We start from the raw sequence: 16,863 nt of genomic DNA, 5'->3' as shown, positions 1-16,863 counted from the left end.
TTTCTTTGATTTTTCGATTAATGGGATTGACCCAGATACTGCTCAAGCGTCAGGTTTTGCCTCGTGATTTCTCCTGCAATATAGACGCCCACGTAACGTACATGCCAGGGCTCATAAGAATAGCCGGTTAATTTCTCCTTGCCTTTTCCGTAACGAATGATAAATCCGTACTTCGGTGCATTGGCTTTTAGCCATTTGCCTTCTTTGGTATTTCCGAAGCTTTGCTCCAACGCATACCCTACGGAAGCACTGGATATATCCATGCTCAGCCCGGTCTGATGCTCGCTTTGTCCAGGACGAGCGCTTGTTTTATTAGCGACGGCTTCGCCCTTATTACGGGCGTTGCGTTCGAATATGGCCTTCTGGGTGGCATAGGATCGGTAACCTGACACGGCTTTGAGATCGATCCCGTCTTTCTTGGCTGCCGCAAATAATTTTTCGAGCGCAGTTGCCGCTACTCGTTTCATCTGTTTTTTAGGACTGGGTCCCGAGAAGCTGAATGGAATGCGGGGTACAACCAAGTCTTGCGGAACATAACTCGATGGTAGATTTCTTTGCTTGTTGACGAGTACGACGGTGCTTGATAGATTGGTGACCGTATTTAAACCATGAACCGTCTTTACAGTCCGGTTAGGAGCGTTGTTTTCCAAAAACGCAGTAAATGATAAGCTGGAAGAAGCTGCAGCGGCAGCTTCCGCCTTGCCAATGCCGGTACTGCTTAGAAAACTGGATAAGGCTAGGCTTGTGACAACGGAACCGATGATGACTGTGGGGATGATGGATTTTACGATTTTTTTGTGCATGTGAAGTCCCTCCTCGTTAGCTATCTCTGAGTATATAAGAGAGTTATATCGGTAGAATCTCTGACTTGTTTCTGAATTGTAAACAAAATAGAATAGATCGAATCTAATAATAACCCAAAAATAGATTATAGTGATATGAAATCGTAACAAATTTCTACATAAGGAGACTTTTTAGATGGAAATACGCGAATATATTAAACAAGGGTTTGAGACCTATTACGCCAAATATAGTCAAGTTACGGAGGAGGGATTCTGCAGGTGGATGCGTCCCGACGTTCCTGCAGAGATGAAAGTCGTCGATACCGATGAGGAGTGGTCCACATGGAAATTGGTCCCTTCCAATGTGAGTGAAGATCACATTGGGGCGATGGAAGAAGAGTATGGATTGACTTTTCCGGAGTGGTATAAAGCATTCATTTCCACGTATCATCATTACTTTGACGGCATACCTGAACAAGCAGTTGACGAGCCGCTGGATAATGTCAGGCACATGTACAATCCCTTGTTGTGCCGGTTGGGTTACCTTCCTTTTACATGGGACGAAGAGTACGGAAAGATATGGTGTATCGATCTAAGAGAGGACGCAGGCGAGGGATACGGAGCGATCTATGAAATCGAACATGAAATCTTGTTTGACCTGGATGAAGAACGAACGAATCAGGACAAGCTTAAAGAGTCGCTGGTATTTTTATATCCGGATTTCAAGGCGTATTTTGACCATACGTTCCTAGAAGGTTGAAACGTTTACCTTTATCTATAAGGAGAATCGTCACATGCGAAATGAACAACTGCAGGAAATTTTGAATGAATACGATATCCGTGAAGCGGAGATTGCGTTTATTCGGCATAATGAAAATCGAACCTATAAGGTAAAAGGCCATAACGGAAGTACATATCTGCTGCGCATTCATCAACCGGTCAAAGACGGCATGGCAGGTCAGCAGCATACATACGAAGGTCTGCTGGGTGAGCTGCAAATGCTGGAGCACTTGTCAGACCGGAATCATCTGCTTGTCCAAAGGCCTGTGCGTAATCGGGAAGGTGAGCTGATCACGATCATCGAACACGAGGGGAAGCGTTGGAACAGTTCCGTGCTTACCTGGCTGGAAGGAAGAGACTTGCAGAAGGATGACGTAAGCGACCCGGTATTGGTCGAAAAGCTGGGGGCTCGCATTGCAGAGCTGCACAAATTCTATAGACAATACGAGCAGGAGGGCCTCGACAAGCGTCCGAGTCAGGGGATTGCCTACAATCTATATATGATCGAGGTTATACAGCAAGGATTAGCGAAAGATTTGTTTACTTCCTCCGATGTTTCCATTATTGAAGACATGATATCGTTGGTTAACGCACGCCTTGAGGACAATAGGAACGTTGAGGCTTGGGGGCTTATCCACGGTGATTTAAGCTTGGGGAACATCATCATGACCTCGGATGGAGAACTGAGTTTTATCGATTTTGGTTTTTTCGGACCAGGGTATGATTACACGGATGTTGCAATGGGTGCCATGATGGTTCCTTCAGAGCTTCGGGATATATTCCTGAAAGGGTATTATGGCCATGATCATACGGGAGAAGATAAGCTTGTTCTGTTAGAAGGTTTCATGCTGCTGGCCATTATCGGATACTATGTCTTTCAGATGGAGAATGAATCCGTGCATGCATGGATGCGTGAACGAATGCCGAAGCTGTGCGCCGATTACTGTACCCCTTATTTGTCGGGTGAACGCATATTTTATTCCATATAACTCGATGTCGGCTCAGACGATATCCGTGAAAGATAATTATAAGCATTCAATCCCTTGGTCAGCACGCTGATCGGGTGATACCATATGAGATGAGATATACAACTTAAGGATTAGGGGTGAACACCGTATGGCGGAAAGCAAACTTCTGCTGCAACAAAAAGCTCTCCAGGATGAGGCTTTGAGGTAGCAGATGAACTTCGACTTCATGAGTTATTAAGTCAAGCAGGTGAACCGGTGCGTGTCGGCAGCTCCGCTCTCGGGTTGATGGTATGGAGAGACCTGGACATGACGGTAAAATGTTCTCAGCTGAATCAACACTTAATAGCACAAATCGCATCGGAACTCATGCTGCGTGCTGGTGTGCGGGAGCTGAAGTTCATCAATGATACCGGAGTTTATAATACGGATTCCGCTTATCCCGATGGATTGTACATTGGCCTAAAGTATAGGTCTCAACTAGGGAAGGAGTGGAAGATGGACATTTGGTTCGTGGATGAACCGGAGAGACAACCCGATTTGAAACATATCCTAACGATGCCTGATCTGCTGACTCAGGAACGCCGGGAAGCTATTTTGAGAATTAAAAATAACTGGGCAAGCCGTACTGAATATGGCAAAACCGTGCGAAGCTTTGATATTTATACAGCGGTCCTGGAAGAAAACGTAAGCACGCCGGAGCAGTTTCAGGCCTGGCTGGACCAAAGGTCCATGAATATAGAATAAAGCCCATGATTCTAACAGCAAATTGGAGGTCAGATCCAATCCGGATTTATGATTGCCGGGTTATACGAGGATTCCTTCGGAGGCGAGAAATTGTTGGATCGTTATGCGAACAGTTTTATTGCGACAAGAGCCATAAAGCCTTAACAGCATGCCCATTTCCAAGGCTTCATCAGAAGAGTCATCCAAGCGGGTGGCTTTTCTTTTTATGTATATGTAAAACTTAAGTAAATGCTATTTTTTAAATATTATCCATATCTTTTTTCCTGTGATAGCATGATCGTATATCTGGTAAGTGGAGAGAGGAATGATAGATATATGAGTTCAGCATTTTGGTTAACAAATGCCCGGTTAGAAAGCGGTTATGAAGTTCAAGATGGCGTTATTACGGGAACAAAGACGGAGATTCGCCATATATTCATAGAAGATGGGAAAATCGCGAAAATCGTAGCTTCGGACACAACCATAACAGACGAGTGGCCGCAGCACGATGTGAAGGGTTTATTGCTTCTGCCATCCTTTATCGAAAAGCACTGCCATTTGGATAAAACGCTGCTTGGTGACCGATGGCGTTCCGTTACGCCCGTTTCCAGTATCTTCGAACGTTTGGCTATCGAGAAAGCGACGCTTCCTTCGCTGGATACGTTAACGCAGGACCGTGCGGAACGGCTGCTTGATATTTACCTGGAGTCCGGCGTGACACATGTGCGTACGCATGTGGATATCTATCCGGAAGTGGGATTAGGCAATTTAGAAGCGGTACAACAGGCATTACGCGTTTTTGAAGGAAAGTTATCTTATGAGATTGTAGCTTTTCCGCAGCATGGTTTGTTACGCTCGAAATCAACGGAGTTAGTAAGACAAGCACTTCGCAGCGGAGCAGGCTTGGTAGGCGGGGTTGATCCGGCGACGGTGGATGGCGATATCGAAGCATCCTTGCAGGAGATGGTGGAGCTCGCCGTGGAGGCCAATGCGGGAATTGATCTGCATCTGCATGATGCCCATCATCTGGGAACCTTTACCATGAAGCGGTTAGCACAGCTGACCATCGAGGCGGGTCTGCAGGGCAAGGTGGCGATCAGCCATGCCTTCGGACTGGGTGATATTCCACCATCCCAAGCACAAGAAATGGGGGACTTACTCGCTGATGCAGGGGTCGCCATTATTACGAGTGTGCCCATTGGCCGGAACTTTCCGCCGGTTGGTTTGCTGCACGAGCGCGGTGTAGATGTGGCCGTCGGATGCGACAACATTTTTGATGTGTGGTCGCCCTTCGGAAATGGGGATGTGCTGGAGCGCGCCGGCCGACTGGCGGAAATATCCAGATGGGTGGATGAACGCGCTCTAGCGCAAACGCTCCAATATATTACCGGTGGCATTACACCGCTGAATCATGATGGGGAGCAGGTGTGGCCGCAGGTCGGAGACGTCGCCAGCATCGTATTGGTCGAAGCTTCTTGTTCAGCTGAAGCCGTTGCGAGAAGATCCAAACGCGTGGCGACGATGTTTCAGGGACACATCGTTTCCGGTTCGCTTTAGGCGAATTTTATGTCCATTCGGATTAAGTTGCTGCTGTCCTATACCGGTATGCTGGTCATTAGCCTGCTGGTCTTTGTCTTGACTGCCAGTTTGTTTACCATTGCGGCTACCGGCGATATTCACGGTATCCGTGATTTTTATAAAGTGCACTACCAGATTAACCCGCTCACGGAACAAGAGGAGTCTATTTTCCTCGAATTAAAATATCTTGCCAAGAACGAGCCGGATGAGCTGCAGAACAAAGAGCTTCTGACGGAATACGATTTTAAGCTGAGAACCGTACGAGCGGGACTGTACGTCCGCAGAGAAAACGACCAGGTCTTTGAGTCCAACACGATGAACCAGCCTGAACTGGAAGCGAATCTGCCTCCATATGACCTGAACAACAATCAGATCCGCAATACCTTTAACATTGGTGAACGGTTCTATGCTTATGCCAAATATGATTTCCGGTATTCAGACGGGGCCAAAGGGAGCGTGTACGTGATTCGCGAGCGAAGTCCTTTCGGCGAAGTCACGCGCAAGCTGCTGCCCATACTTGTCTTGAGTCTCGTTGGCATCGTTGTCGTTGCGAACGTATTGTTATATCGTTGGATCACGCGCAGCGTGGTCAAACCGCTTGATTTGCTCCGAAATTCGGCTGAACACATTAAGGAGGGAAATCTCCAGTTTTCTCTGGATTTACATTCCAAGGACGAAATCGGTCAGTTGAACGAGACGTTTGAGAATATGCGGAAGCGTCTGCATGAATCGATTCAACTGCGACTTCAGGATGAAGAGAATCGGAAAGAGCTGATCTCCAATATCTCTCATGACTTGCGCACTCCCATAACGAATATTAAAGGGTATATCGAGGGCATACGCGACGGTGTTGCGGATACGCCGGAGAAAATGGATAAATACGTGAACATCATTTACACCAAAACCATTGATCTGGATAAACTTGTTGATGAGTTGTTTCTCTATTCCAAGTTAGATTTAAAGCAGGTTCCGTTCATGTATGAGCATGTCGATATCATCGGTTTTATAGACGATTGCATCGATGAGCAGCGCTACGTGTTGGAGGAGAAGGGAATACGGCTGGAGTGGAAGGAACGTACCGGTCAGTCAGTCCAGGTCGTTGCTGATCTGGAAAAATTAAAGCGAACGTTGCTCAATATCATCGGGAATGCCCAAAACTTCATGGACAAGCAGCACAAAACCATATGCGTCTCCACTCACCTTTCTCCGGAATGGGTAACGGTAGAAATACGGGATAATGGCATGGGCATCGATCCGGAAGCGATTCCTCATATATTCGAAAGATTTTATCGTGCGGAGCCATCCCGCAATTCTGCAACGGGCGGCAGCGGCCTGGGGCTTGCCATTGCCAGCCAGATCATCGAAGGACACGGGGGTGCCATCTGGGCGGAGAGCGAGCTGGGCGTCGGCACCAGCCTGTACTTTACCCTCAAACGAGCGAATATGAAGGAGGCACTTTAATCCATGACGGCACGTATTCTCATCATTGAAGACGAGACAACCATCGCTCAGTTGGAGCGGGATTATTTTGAGTTGAATGGATTTATGGTTGATCTATGCCATACAGGCAATGAGGGATTGAAGCTTGCCCTTAATGAGGACTACAGCCTTATCATTGTGGACCTTCAGCTGCCCGGTATGAATGGCTTTGAATTATGCAGCCACATCAGGAAGAACAAAGAGGTACCGATTCTGATCGTATCCGCCAAGAATGAAGAGATCGATAAAATCCGTGCCTTCAATCTCGGTGCCGACGATTACATTACCAAGCCGTTCAGCCCGAGCGAATTAGTCGCAAGAGCCAAAGCCCATTTGATGAGATATGTGAGGCTTATGGGCAAGCAAAGCCTAAGCCCAAGCTCAGAAATTCACATTCGCGGTTTGGTTATCGATAAATCGGCGCGAAGGGTGTTCGTACGCAATCAGGAGGTCGCGTTCACAACCCGGGAGTTTAATTTGCTGGAATTTCTGGCCAGTCATCCGAACCGGGTGTTTAACAAAACGGAACTGTTTGAACGGATATGGGGCATGGATTCCAGCGGGGATATTGCAACCGTAACCGTCCATGTCCGTAAGCTGCGCGAAAAGATGGAGCTGGATCCATCCAATCCGCAGTACATTGAAACGGTCTGGGGGGCTGGCTACCGTTTTTCGGTTTAAACAATTTAGAAATTGTTAATAAAAGTTTTCGAAACGCTTAATCCCAGCTTTCTTGGGAGTTTAGGACTCTCCTCTATCATGGAGATATGACAATCAAGGCTCATATTTCAACGATTCAGGGAGGGTTTACCAATGAAAACATATTCTAATAAACTGGCGGCCATGATGGTGGCAGCTGCTCTGGGAACGGCTTCGCTGCCGTTACATGTTTTGCAAGTCGAGGCAGCAGGAGCTCCGCTGGCTGTCCAAGATATAGAGCAAGCCACTCAAGTATTGTCCCAGCTTCGCGTGATGCAGGGTTACCAGGATGGCTCGATGGGGATAACCAGTCCGATCACACGGGCAGAGCTGGCGAAAATGCTTGTGCTTGCGTTTGGACTTGAAGGCAAAGGGGAGGAAAAGCCAAGCTTTACGGATGTGAATCCAAACGCGTGGTATGAGCGGTACGCATCTGAGCTGGTAGCGCAAGATATTATGCAGGCACCGGACGGACGTTTTGACCCACGGGAAACCGTTACCCATGCTGAACTGGTACAAATGGTGTCTAAGGCTCTGAAACGAGATGCGAGGTCCGTGGATTACTGGGCAAAGCGTTTCTATTCAGAGGAAGGCCAAACCACCCGTGGTCAAGCTGCTTACTTGATCAGCATGGCCCATGAGGCAATTCCGTCAGAAAAAGCTAAAATCACCAGTGTCCGCGCACTGAATGCCATAACACTGATCGTCACCTTCGATGCACCCTTGACCGCGGACAATGAGGCATTTGCCAAAGCCAAAGAAGATTTTAAATTTAACAACGGACTTGAACTCACCAACATGCCGCGTTTGAAGACGGGCTCAATTTCCACTTACATCGTCCCAACCTCCGTTCAGAAACCGGGTACATCGTATACGCTTACCTATAAAGGGAAAACAGCAGGTACATTTACAGGTAATAGCACGAAGTTGGACATGACAGAGGCTAGACAAGTGGCTCAGGATACCTTTGAGTTGGAGGCACTTAAAGAGAACGGCGTCGTTGACTACGGTTATGTTATTTCCGCTTATAGCGGAGGCCGCGGAGCCAATGCATTCGTATTGGATGAGAACAACAGCGCGGATGGAAAAGTCTATCAGATCATATCCTCTGGTCAAGCCAGGGAAGTCACGATTACGCCTGCAGGCGGACAACCTATCGTGGCCAAATACGTACCATTTACCCAGTCCACGGATGGCAAACAAGAACCGAAATTCCGTTTGCCTGAAGGCCAGGCACTGACGCCGGGTGTTACCTATACCGTTACCTCGGATTGGGCACAGATTGCGAATCCGACTTTCGTTGCGGAGAGTTTCAAACCGCTGGATATCATCGGAGCAGAGGCGATCAGTGACAGCTCCGTTTCCATTACATTATCCGTGGACCCTGGAGATGAGCTGTTCTCCGGTCGGAGCATCGAATTGATTGACACAGAGGGCGGCAAGCTTATGGCAACCTATAAATACTCAAGCCGCAAAGGTGCCATCGGCGTGTTCGATCTTACACAGGAGGGTAAACTGAAGCCAGGAACGACTTATACGATTAAACCGGTCGGCGAATGGGCAGGCGAAACATCGGCGGTTCTGAGCATGAGATAATAAACAGTGGGAACATGAATACCTCATAAGATAAGGACGAGCTCAAAAGCTCGTTCTTTTCATATGGGGTTTATTGCATATGATAGAAACAATTTTACCATTTGTGACATTGGTGGTTAGCAATTCATTCCACAACATCAGAAAAAAATTCCAAATAAATTGTTATTTCTGTAGTCGAAATGTCCAAGAAGTGGGTATTAATTGTTAAACGGTTGACAACTTGTATATACATGTATAAGATTTCCCTATATGCAACCTGTATATACAAGATGACGAGGAGGACATAGTTTCATGTTGAACCCAGATACCCAGTCTCATGATTGGTGGAGAACTTCGACGGTTTATCAAGTATATCCGAAGAGCTTCAACGACACGACCGGCCTAGGTACCGGCGATATCCGAGGGCTCATGGAGAAGCTGGATTATATAAAAGGACTTGGCATCGACATTGTGTGGCTTCAGCCGGTTTATGTTTCTCCGCAAAATGATAACGGTTACGACGTAGCGGATTATTGCAGCATAGATCCTTCGTACGGGACGATGGACGATTTCGATGAACTTGTGGCCGAATTAAAAAAGCGAGACATGCATCTGATGATCGACATCGTCGTGAATCATTCATCGACCGAGCATCGATGGTTTAAAGAAGCGGTTTCCTCCCGCGATAATCCGTATCGCGACTATTACATCTGGCGGGATCCCGCAGAAGACGGCGGCCCGCCGAATAACTGGCAATCCAAGTTCGGAGGGCCAGCTTGGCAGTTTGACGAGGGGACAGGGCAATATTATTTGACTTTGTTTGACAAAACGCAGGCAGACTTGAACTGGGAGAACGAGAAGGTCCGTGCAGAGGTTGTGGATATCCTCACCTATTGGGCGGAAAAGGGAGTCAGCGGATTCCGGATGGATGTCATCAATCTCATATCGAAGGATACCAGATTTCCCGATGACGACGGTTCCGTGGCGCCGGGCGACGGACGCAGGTTTTATACGGACGGCCCCCGAGTGCACGAATACATTAAGGAATTGAATGAAAAAGTGTTCAAGCCTTACAATCTCGTCACGGTGGGAGAGATGTCCTCCACAACCTTGGAGCATTGCATTCGATACTCGAACCCGGAGGAGAATGAATTCTCCATGACGTTCAACTTCCACCACTTGAAGGTAGACTATCCCAACGGGCAAAAATGGGAGCTCAAGCCTTATGATTTTGAGGAGTTGAAAAGAGTGCTCTCCGATTGGCAAATCGGCATGCAGAAGGGCGGCGGCTGGAATGCCCTCTTCTGGAACAACCATGATCAGCCGCGAGCGCTGACCCGGTTCACCAATGATGGCGAATACCGCACGGAAAGTGCAAAGATGCTGGCCACGACGCTTCACGGATTACAAGGCACGCCATATGTGTATCAAGGCGAAGAAATCGGCATGCCCGATCCGAAATGGAATGATATCTCCGAGTTTCGGGATATTGAATCTTTAAACATGTACACCATTCTCCAGGAGCAGGGTAAAACGCCGGAGGAGGCTGCCCACATCGTCAAAGTGCGCTCGCGCGACAACTCCAGATTGCCCATGCTGTGGAATGACGGCGACCAAGCCGGATTTACGACGGGGACGCCATGGATCAAGATCGATGAGCGGTACCCGCTGATCAATGCGCAATCCGAAGTGGAGGATCCGCAATCGATCTATCATCATTACCGGAAGCTGATTGAAATGCGAAAGAACATTCAGGTTATTACGGACGGTGAATATGTTCGCCTGGATGAAGGTCATCCCGAAATTTATGCGTATGCCAGAACGAACAAGGAGCAGACGCTTGTTGTCATTTCCAATTTCAGCGACCGCAACGTTTCGTTCGAGCTTCCGAAGACGATGAAAGACAATCTAACCGAAAGTCGATCGGTTCAACTGCTAATCGGCAATACAACGGAAGACCCTGACCTTACTCCATCCGTTGCACTTCGACCGTATGCATCCTATATGTGGCTTATTCATAACAACTAAATTCATAATGTCAGGAGCGTAGAGCTATGGCCATTGATCGCAAAAACGTGGAGCGCATTGTCGAGGCAGTCGGCGGAAAAGACAACATCGAAGCCGCTACGCATTGCGTAACCCGATTAAGATTTGCCCTTGTGGACGACAGTAAGGTGGACTCCCAAGGACTTGAAGCGAACGATCTGGTGAAGGGGCAGTTCTCGTCCCAGGGACAGTTTCAGGTCGTGATCGGACCGGGTCTTGTCGACCAGGTTTACAATGAAATGATGGACATCACCGGCGGAGCGAGAGTTTCGAAGGATGAAGTGAAGAACATTGCTAGCAAGAAGCAGAATCCGCTGCAGCGGGCGATCAAGACGCTTGCGGATATATTCATTCCGATTCTGCCGGCCATCGTCATGGCAGGTTTGCTGCTTGGTATCAACAATCTGCTTACGGGACCGGGGATTTTCTATGAAGGACAATCGTTGATTCAGGTTCATCCCGAGTGGGCGGACGTCGCCTCGATTATTAATCTGATTGCAAGCACCGCCTTTACTTTCCTTCCCGTTCTGATCGGATGGTCGGCGGTAAGACAGTTCGGAGGCAACCCGCTGCTCGGGATTGTACTGGGCCTGATCCTGGTAAATCCGGATCTGCTCAGCGCTTACCAGTATGCCGATGCCAAGCTGGAGGGTACGGTTCCCGTCTGGAACCTGTTCGGCTTTGAAGTGGAGAAAATCGGTTATCAAGGTCAAGTGCTGCCGGTTCTTGTCTCGGCTTATATTTTGGCCAAAATCGAGAAGTTCCTGAACAAACGCGTCCATGACTCCATTAAGCTGCTTGTCGTGGCCCCCGTGGCCCTGTTGGTGACCGGGTTCCTCGCGTTTGTTCTGGTGGGACCCATCACGTTTGTCATCGGCAACGTCCTCACTTCAGGTCTTGTCAGCATTTTTGATTCCTTTGCCGCTCTGGGCGGCCTGATCTACGGCGGACTGTACGCGCTCCTTGTCATTACGGGGATGCATCATACCTTCCTTGCAGTGGACATTCAGCTCATCGGCAGTGAAGGTGGAACGTTCTTGTGGCCGATGCTGGCATTGTCTAATATTGCGCAAGGTGCCGCAGCGCTGGCCATGATGTTTATCATGAAGGAACAGAAGGCGAAAGGACTTGCCGTTACCTCTTCCATCTCCGCCTTCTTGGGGGTAACAGAGCCGGCCATCTTCGGGGTCAACGTTCGTCATAAATATCCGTTTATTTTCGGCATGATCGGATCCGGAATTGCCGGTGTGCTGCTGGCTGTGAACAACGTTCTGGCTTCATCGATCGGCGTGGGCGGGATTCCGGGATTCCTATCGATATTCCCTAACCAGTGGGGCGTCTTCTTCATTGGCATGGCGATTGTATTGGTCATTCCGTTCATGGGGACATTGCTGTTCGGGCGTTACCAGTTGTCCAAGCAGTCTCGACGTACAACGGAAGGGAATCCTGCTGGCATGACTGCAACAGAACAAGCTGTTCCACCAGCATCGAACGGCAGTTATCAATCCGAGTCGTTTGATCCGTCAGAACCGGCGAATAGTCCAACTACGGAAGCGGCGCAAGAAGCCGTAGTAGATATCATGGCACCGATCAAAGGGAAAGTGGTTCCCCTGTCTGAGGTGCCGGATCCTGCCTTCGCGGATAAACAGATGGGACAGGGCATTGCCATCCTCCCGTCCGAAGGAAAAGTGTATGCTCCGTTTGACGGTCAAGTCGCGCATCTGATCAAGAAGAGCAAACATGCGATTATTTTGACGGATACGAACGGAGTTGAGATCCTGATTCACGTCGGAATCAACACTGTCTCCTTGAAGGGAGAGGGATTCACGGCTCACGTGGAAACAGGTGCGGAGATAAGCAAAGGGCAGCTGCTGCTTGAATTCGATATGGATCGGATTCAAGCAGCCGGTTTACCCGTCATTACGCCGGTCATTATTCCAGATGGGCAGGAACACATTCAGAAGGTTACGGAGTTTGAAGGCGAAGCGTTTCCAGGCGAAATGCGAGTGCTTCAGGTGACTCTTGGTAATGGAAGCTGACAGTTCCTATGTAGCATGTAATAAGCCGCTGGATAATGGTACAATAACTGATGGTGATAAAGGATGACGAACAACATTTATTGGACGCTATACAAAGATTATGCCGACAAAATCGAAAGCGGCGCTCTGCAGCCCGGCAGCAAGCTGCCCTCGGAAAACGAGCTTGCGGCTACCTATCAAATCACTAGGGAAACGGTACGTAAGGGACTCAATTTGCTGGCACAAAACGGTTATATTCACAAGGTAAAAGGCAAAGGTTCTTTTGTGCTGGATACAGGCAGAATGAACTTCCCGGTAACGGGGCTCGTCAGTTATAAAGAGCTAGCGGAACGGTTAGGCCGAAAGAGCCGAACGATTGTATATGAGACGGAATGTGTTCCGGCCGGGGAGGGAATTGCAAAGGAGCTTCAAATTCGTCCGGATCGGCTTGTATGGAGGGTCATCCGTGCCAGGGAAATCGAAGGTGAGCGCATCATTCTCGATATCGATTATTTGCTTGCCGACATCGTAACGGGTCTAACGAGAGATATTACCGGCGATTCTATCTATCAATACCTGGAGCAGGAGCTCCATCTGAAAATCAGCTACTCGAAAAAAGTGATCTCCGTTGAACGAGCTACTACGATGGACCAGTCCTATATGGATCTTGGAAACGATACTCATGTCGTCGTAGTCCGGGGTTACGTTCATCTGGAAGATACCACGCTCTTCCAGTATACGGAATCGAGGCATCGATTGGATAAATTTCAGTTCGTTGATTTTGCAAGAAGAGAAACCATTCATGATTTTGGAGAGCAATGGAAGTGATTATGTAGCCGCGAATTCATCGCGGCTTTTTTTATGCTGTCCTGACAGGCTACCGGGGATATGGCTAACGAAGCGGTGCGCGGAGAATAGAGGGAAGGAAAGAGGAAAACTCTTTCTTGATGTTGAAGCTATCTAGTAGTAAATGTCCGATAATCAAGGTAAAGGAGTCGATAGAACATGGACTTGGGACTGACAGGAAAAGTCGTGTTAATCACCGGAGGAAGCAGAGGCATAGGCCTTGAAGCCGCGGTGACGTTTGCGCTGGAAGGTGCCAAGGTTGCTATTTGTGCACGAGATGAGGCGCAGTTAAAAGCTGCGGCAGACCATATCCGACAAGCAGCGGATATCGAAACGCTAACCATCGCAGCAGATGTTACGAAACCTGAGGATTGCATACGAGCTGTAACCGAAACCGTCAGTCACTACAGACGGCTCGATATTCTGGTGAACAATGCCGGAACCGCCGCTGCTAGGCCATTTGAGCTGATCGATGACGAGCAATGGGCATCGGATCTGGATCTCAAGCTGTTTGGCGCGATTCGATTTGCGCGTGCAGCTGTCCCTCATATGAGAGAGTCCGGCGGGGGTGCGATTATTAATGTCACGACGTCCTGGGCCAAAACGCCGCCGACTTCATCCATGCCAAGCAGCGTCAGCCGCGCGGCAGGGCAAGCCATGACCAAGGCCATGAGTCGCGATCTGGCGCCTGACCATATCAGAGTAAACACCGTATGCATCGGAACGATACGCAGTGCACAGCTTGAAGCGCGTTGGAAACGGGAAGAACCCGGACTCACATGGGAACAGTATGCACGGGACCCACGCCATAATATTCCGCTCGGACGTATTGGAAACACGGAAGAAGCGGCAAAAGTTATCGTATTTATGGCATCCGATGCTGCTTCCTATGTTACAGGCACTTCCATCAATATTGACGGGGGTTCAGCTCCGTCTTTGTAAGCTGTTAGCAATTAAGAACACGGGAGGTCTTGGATGTGAAGCATGAGGTCGTGATATCCCCCAATTATCGGCCGCCGCCGGCGCTGTACTTATGGCATTTCGCAGTTTGGGTTTGCAGGTGGATTCCCACAGGGTTGAATCAATGCGCAGGCACCCTCGTGCTACAGGGTAGAATCAATTTTTTCATAAATTATATTATGTAAACTTCGGATCATGTGTAGTAAGTGGCCCAGTTGCCTAATGACGTTCTTCTCATAAGGATGTCGTAATTTTATATATGATTTGTCGCATAGTTGGACTAAAAAAATGTGTGAGATGTGATACCTTATATGTGGATGTGAGGATAGTAAAACCTTGCTCATCGGAAAGGAGTGACACCCTAAAGGCGAGACGTTCATCGAACACCCTTAAGGATCTGATGGGAGCCTCTGAAGGTCAAACGAACGTAGTGGCAGAATTACATACATAAAAGCCCGCCTGCTCTTTAAGGCGTTATGGATAGGCAGGACTTTGTATTTGAAGAGATTAAAAATTAATAAAAAGTGATGGTGATGATTCATGTCTAAAGTGTATCGTATTGGAATTATCGGCTGTGGCGGTATCGCAAACGGGAAGCATCTGCCGAGCTTAAGCAGATTGAACAACGTGGAGCTCGTGGCTTTCTGTGATATCGTCCTTGATCGGGCAGAAGCTGCTGCAAGCAAATACGGGACTGAGGAAGCTAAAGTGTATGGCGACTACAAAGAGTTGCTGCAGGATCAGAGCATCGATATCATTCATGTTCTGACGCCTAATGACTCGCATGCCGAAATTTCCATTGCTTCCCTTGAAGCAGGTAAGCATGTAATGTGCGAGAAACCGATGGCAAAAACGGCTGCGGATGCCAAGCGGATGATGGAAACCGCGAAGCGCACAGGCAAGAAATTGACGATCGGTTACAATAATCGATTCCGTGAAGACAGTCTTTACCTGAAACAAGTATGCGAAGCCGGTGAACTCGGAAATATTTATTTTGCCAAGGCTCATGCCGTACGGAGAAGAGCGGTTCCAACTTGGGGCGTGTTTTTGGATGAGGAAAAACAAGGCGGCGGGCCGCTTATCGATATCGGTACGCATGCTCTCGATTTGACCCTCTGGATGATGGATAATTACAAACCGAAGATCGTCCTCGGTACCACTTACCATGAATTGTCTCGCAAGGAGAACGCGGCAAATGCTTGGGGACCATGGGATCCGGAAAAATTCACCGTCGAGGACTCCGCGTTCGGTATGATTGTTATGGAGAATGGCGCAACCATCATGCTGGAATCCAGCTGGGCGCTCAATACGCTGGATATCGATGAAGCAAAATGTACGCTGAGCGGTTCGGAAGGCGGAGCCGACATGAAGAACGGTCTTCGCATCAACGGCGAGAAATTCAGTCGTCTGTACACAAACGAGATCGAATTGAATTCCGGCGGAGTGGCGTTCTATGACGGGAAGAAGGAGCAGGCTCCGGATGTTGAGATGAGAAGATGGATCGAGGCGATCGATCAGGATAAAGATCCTGTCGTTACCCCGGAACAAGCATATGTTGTATCTCGTATTTTGGAAGCTCTCTACGAATCCGCAAAACTCGGCAAAGCCGTTTACCTGGACTAAGTTTAGATTCATAGGATGATTTAATCATGCAAAAGCCCTGATGATCAGGGCTTTTTTTTTTTCGAAACATACTGAATCTAGCAAACTGGATATGTATTACGGTGGAATGAGATATAGATTAACGGGAATAATAAGGTCATGACATAGCGAAGGCAGGGTATATGAAATGATATTTATTTATAATGATTACGGTGGAACGCACACAACCTCACTGGCAGCAGCGTACCATCTAAATAAATTACCCACGAATCGGCAGCTTACAACAGAAGAGATTCTGGCGGTTGACTATTTCAATAAACTCAATACTTCCGACATGGGCAAACTTGTTTTTCACGGTCTGGATGAGAATGGGAATCCGGTGTACACAATTGGACGGGGCTCATCCAAGGTTGTCATTCCAGCTTTAAAAAATTTGAGTCTGATCCTTCAAGACAAATATCAGAACGCAGAGCCGATTGTGTATTCCAACACTTCGCCTACCGTTCCATTGGTCATGACGATTGGGGGATTTTTAACTAAAAGATTAAAATTGAGTTTTATAGGCGATCCATTATTAATCGCAGGCGCGAAGCAGTGCTGCAGCAGCATCCTTGAGCTGGTTCTACATACCAAACAAACCGCAGCCGCGAGGTCTGGAACTGAGTCCGTTATCGTTATGGAGAACAAACATTATTCCGCACAGCTTTATGGAGATTAAAGTAATGACGAGAAACACGTAGATCATAAGAAGACATTCCTGAAGAGATAGGATTGTCTTCTTTCTTATACAGATTATCCGTCCGTTAG

14 protein-coding genes and 1 pseudogene are annotated in these 16,863 nt (G+C 48.1%); 14 read left to right on the top strand and 1 reads right to left on the bottom strand.

Features of this window, described 5'->3' with window-relative positions:
* Positions 1-17: 17 nt before the first annotated feature.
* Positions 18-803: a M15 family metallopeptidase gene (locus ACQKPA_RS07490; protein WP_427490881.1), complete on the bottom strand. Its 786-nt coding sequence runs from the start codon at positions 801-803 to the stop codon at positions 18-20.
* 175 nt (positions 804-978) lie between these two features.
* On the opposite strand from ACQKPA_RS07490, the gene ACQKPA_RS07485 reads away from it, so the two are divergent.
* The 14 genes and pseudogenes from ACQKPA_RS07485 (at position 979) to ACQKPA_RS07420 (ending at position 16,774) form a co-directional block, all read left to right on the top strand.
* The gene (locus ACQKPA_RS07485; RefSeq protein ID WP_427490879.1) at positions 979-1,542 is read left to right on the top strand and encodes an SMI1/KNR4 family protein; all 564 of its coding nucleotides are present in this window, start codon (positions 979-981) and stop codon (positions 1,540-1,542) included.
* A gap of 34 nt (positions 1,543-1,576) precedes the next feature.
* Positions 1,577-2,551: a phosphotransferase enzyme family protein gene (locus ACQKPA_RS07480; protein WP_427490877.1), complete on the top strand. Its 975-nt coding sequence runs from the start codon at positions 1,577-1,579 to the stop codon at positions 2,549-2,551.
* Between the two features lie 285 nt (positions 2,552-2,836).
* A complete protein-coding gene (locus ACQKPA_RS07475) occupies positions 2,837-3,274 on the top strand; it encodes a hypothetical protein (RefSeq protein ID WP_427490875.1) in 438 nt (145 codons plus the stop codon).
* Between the two features lie 18 nt (positions 3,275-3,292).
* A pseudogene (locus ACQKPA_RS07470) lies at positions 3,293-3,418 on the top strand (SAM-dependent methyltransferase); the annotation flags it as partial.
* Positions 3,419-3,589: 171 nt separating this feature from the next.
* Positions 3,590-4,810 carry an amidohydrolase gene (locus ACQKPA_RS07465; RefSeq protein ID WP_427490873.1) on the top strand — a complete coding sequence of 407 codons (1,221 nt, stop codon included), beginning with the start codon at positions 3,590-3,592 and terminating at the stop codon, positions 4,808-4,810.
* Between the two features lie 9 nt (positions 4,811-4,819).
* Positions 4,820-6,292 carry an ATP-binding protein gene (locus ACQKPA_RS07460; RefSeq protein WP_427490871.1) on the top strand — a complete coding sequence of 491 codons (1,473 nt, stop codon included), beginning with the start codon at positions 4,820-4,822 and terminating at the stop codon, positions 6,290-6,292.
* Between the two features lie 3 nt (positions 6,293-6,295).
* On the top strand, positions 6,296-6,991 hold the full coding sequence (locus ACQKPA_RS07455) for a response regulator transcription factor (RefSeq protein WP_427490869.1): 696 nt from the start codon (positions 6,296-6,298) through the stop codon (positions 6,989-6,991).
* 132 nt (positions 6,992-7,123) lie between these two features.
* Positions 7,124-8,605: an S-layer homology domain-containing protein gene (locus tag ACQKPA_RS07450; RefSeq protein ID WP_427490867.1), complete on the top strand. Its 1,482-nt coding sequence runs from the start codon at positions 7,124-7,126 to the stop codon at positions 8,603-8,605.
* A gap of 291 nt (positions 8,606-8,896) precedes the next feature.
* The gene (gene treC, locus ACQKPA_RS07445; RefSeq protein ID WP_427490865.1) at positions 8,897-10,612 is read left to right on the top strand and encodes an alpha,alpha-phosphotrehalase; all 1,716 of its coding nucleotides are present in this window, start codon (positions 8,897-8,899) and stop codon (positions 10,610-10,612) included.
* A 26-nt stretch (positions 10,613-10,638) separates the two neighbouring features.
* Complete coding sequence (gene treP / locus ACQKPA_RS07440; RefSeq protein ID WP_427490863.1) at positions 10,639-12,669, top strand: PTS system trehalose-specific EIIBC component; 2,031 nt, start codon at positions 10,639-10,641, stop codon at positions 12,667-12,669.
* A gap of 63 nt (positions 12,670-12,732) precedes the next feature.
* Positions 12,733-13,476, top strand: coding sequence for a trehalose operon repressor (gene treR, locus ACQKPA_RS07435; RefSeq protein WP_427490861.1), 744 nt, complete (start codon positions 12,733-12,735; stop codon positions 13,474-13,476).
* A gap of 177 nt (positions 13,477-13,653) precedes the next feature.
* Positions 13,654-14,436 carry an SDR family NAD(P)-dependent oxidoreductase gene (locus ACQKPA_RS07430; RefSeq protein ID WP_427490859.1) on the top strand — a complete coding sequence of 261 codons (783 nt, stop codon included), beginning with the start codon at positions 13,654-13,656 and terminating at the stop codon, positions 14,434-14,436.
* Positions 14,437-14,994: 558 nt separating this feature from the next.
* Positions 14,995-16,077, top strand: coding sequence for a Gfo/Idh/MocA family protein (locus ACQKPA_RS07425; RefSeq protein ID WP_427490857.1), 1,083 nt, complete (start codon positions 14,995-14,997; stop codon positions 16,075-16,077).
* 166 nt (positions 16,078-16,243) lie between these two features.
* A complete protein-coding gene (locus ACQKPA_RS07420) occupies positions 16,244-16,774 on the top strand; it encodes a DUF3189 family protein (protein WP_427490855.1) in 531 nt (176 codons plus the stop codon).
* Positions 16,775-16,863: the final 89 nt, after the last annotated feature.

It is taken from the genome of Paenibacillus sp. NPDC093718 (genome assembly GCF_050279985.1).
In the GTDB taxonomy this organism is placed as follows: domain Bacteria; phylum Bacillota; class Bacilli; order Paenibacillales; family Paenibacillaceae; genus Paenibacillus_AQ.
Note: the sequence above shows the minus strand (reverse complement) of the source record. Positions and strands in the feature narration are given on the sequence as shown.

What these genes read in the sequence shown, in the direction of transcription:
- ACQKPA_RS07490 (WP_427490881.1), bottom strand. Translation starts at nt 803, where the DNA reads ATGCACAAAAAAATCGTAAAATCCATCATCCCCACAGTCATCATCGGT.
- ACQKPA_RS07475 (WP_427490875.1), top strand. Translation starts at nt 2,837, where the DNA reads ATGACGGTAAAATGTTCTCAGCTGAATCAACACTTAATAGCACAAATC.
- ACQKPA_RS07460 (WP_427490871.1), top strand. Translation starts at nt 4,820, where the DNA reads ATGTCCATTCGGATTAAGTTGCTGCTGTCCTATACCGGTATGCTGGTC.
- ACQKPA_RS07450 (WP_427490867.1), top strand. Translation starts at nt 7,124, where the DNA reads ATGAAAACATATTCTAATAAACTGGCGGCCATGATGGTGGCAGCTGCT.
- ACQKPA_RS07430 (WP_427490859.1), top strand. Translation starts at nt 13,654, where the DNA reads ATGGACTTGGGACTGACAGGAAAAGTCGTGTTAATCACCGGAGGAAGC.
- treP (WP_427490863.1), top strand. Translation starts at nt 10,639, where the DNA reads ATGGCCATTGATCGCAAAAACGTGGAGCGCATTGTCGAGGCAGTCGGC.
- treR (WP_427490861.1), top strand. Translation starts at nt 12,733, where the DNA reads ATGACGAACAACATTTATTGGACGCTATACAAAGATTATGCCGACAAA.
- ACQKPA_RS07425 (WP_427490857.1), top strand. Translation starts at nt 14,995, where the DNA reads ATGTCTAAAGTGTATCGTATTGGAATTATCGGCTGTGGCGGTATCGCA.
- ACQKPA_RS07465 (WP_427490873.1), top strand. Translation starts at nt 3,590, where the DNA reads ATGAGTTCAGCATTTTGGTTAACAAATGCCCGGTTAGAAAGCGGTTAT.
- ACQKPA_RS07455 (WP_427490869.1), top strand. Translation starts at nt 6,296, where the DNA reads ATGACGGCACGTATTCTCATCATTGAAGACGAGACAACCATCGCTCAG.
- ACQKPA_RS07420 (WP_427490855.1), top strand. Translation starts at nt 16,244, where the DNA reads ATGATATTTATTTATAATGATTACGGTGGAACGCACACAACCTCACTG.
- treC (WP_427490865.1), top strand. Translation starts at nt 8,897, where the DNA reads ATGTTGAACCCAGATACCCAGTCTCATGATTGGTGGAGAACTTCGACG.
- ACQKPA_RS07485 (WP_427490879.1), top strand. Translation starts at nt 979, where the DNA reads ATGGAAATACGCGAATATATTAAACAAGGGTTTGAGACCTATTACGCC.
- ACQKPA_RS07480 (WP_427490877.1), top strand. Translation starts at nt 1,577, where the DNA reads ATGCGAAATGAACAACTGCAGGAAATTTTGAATGAATACGATATCCGT.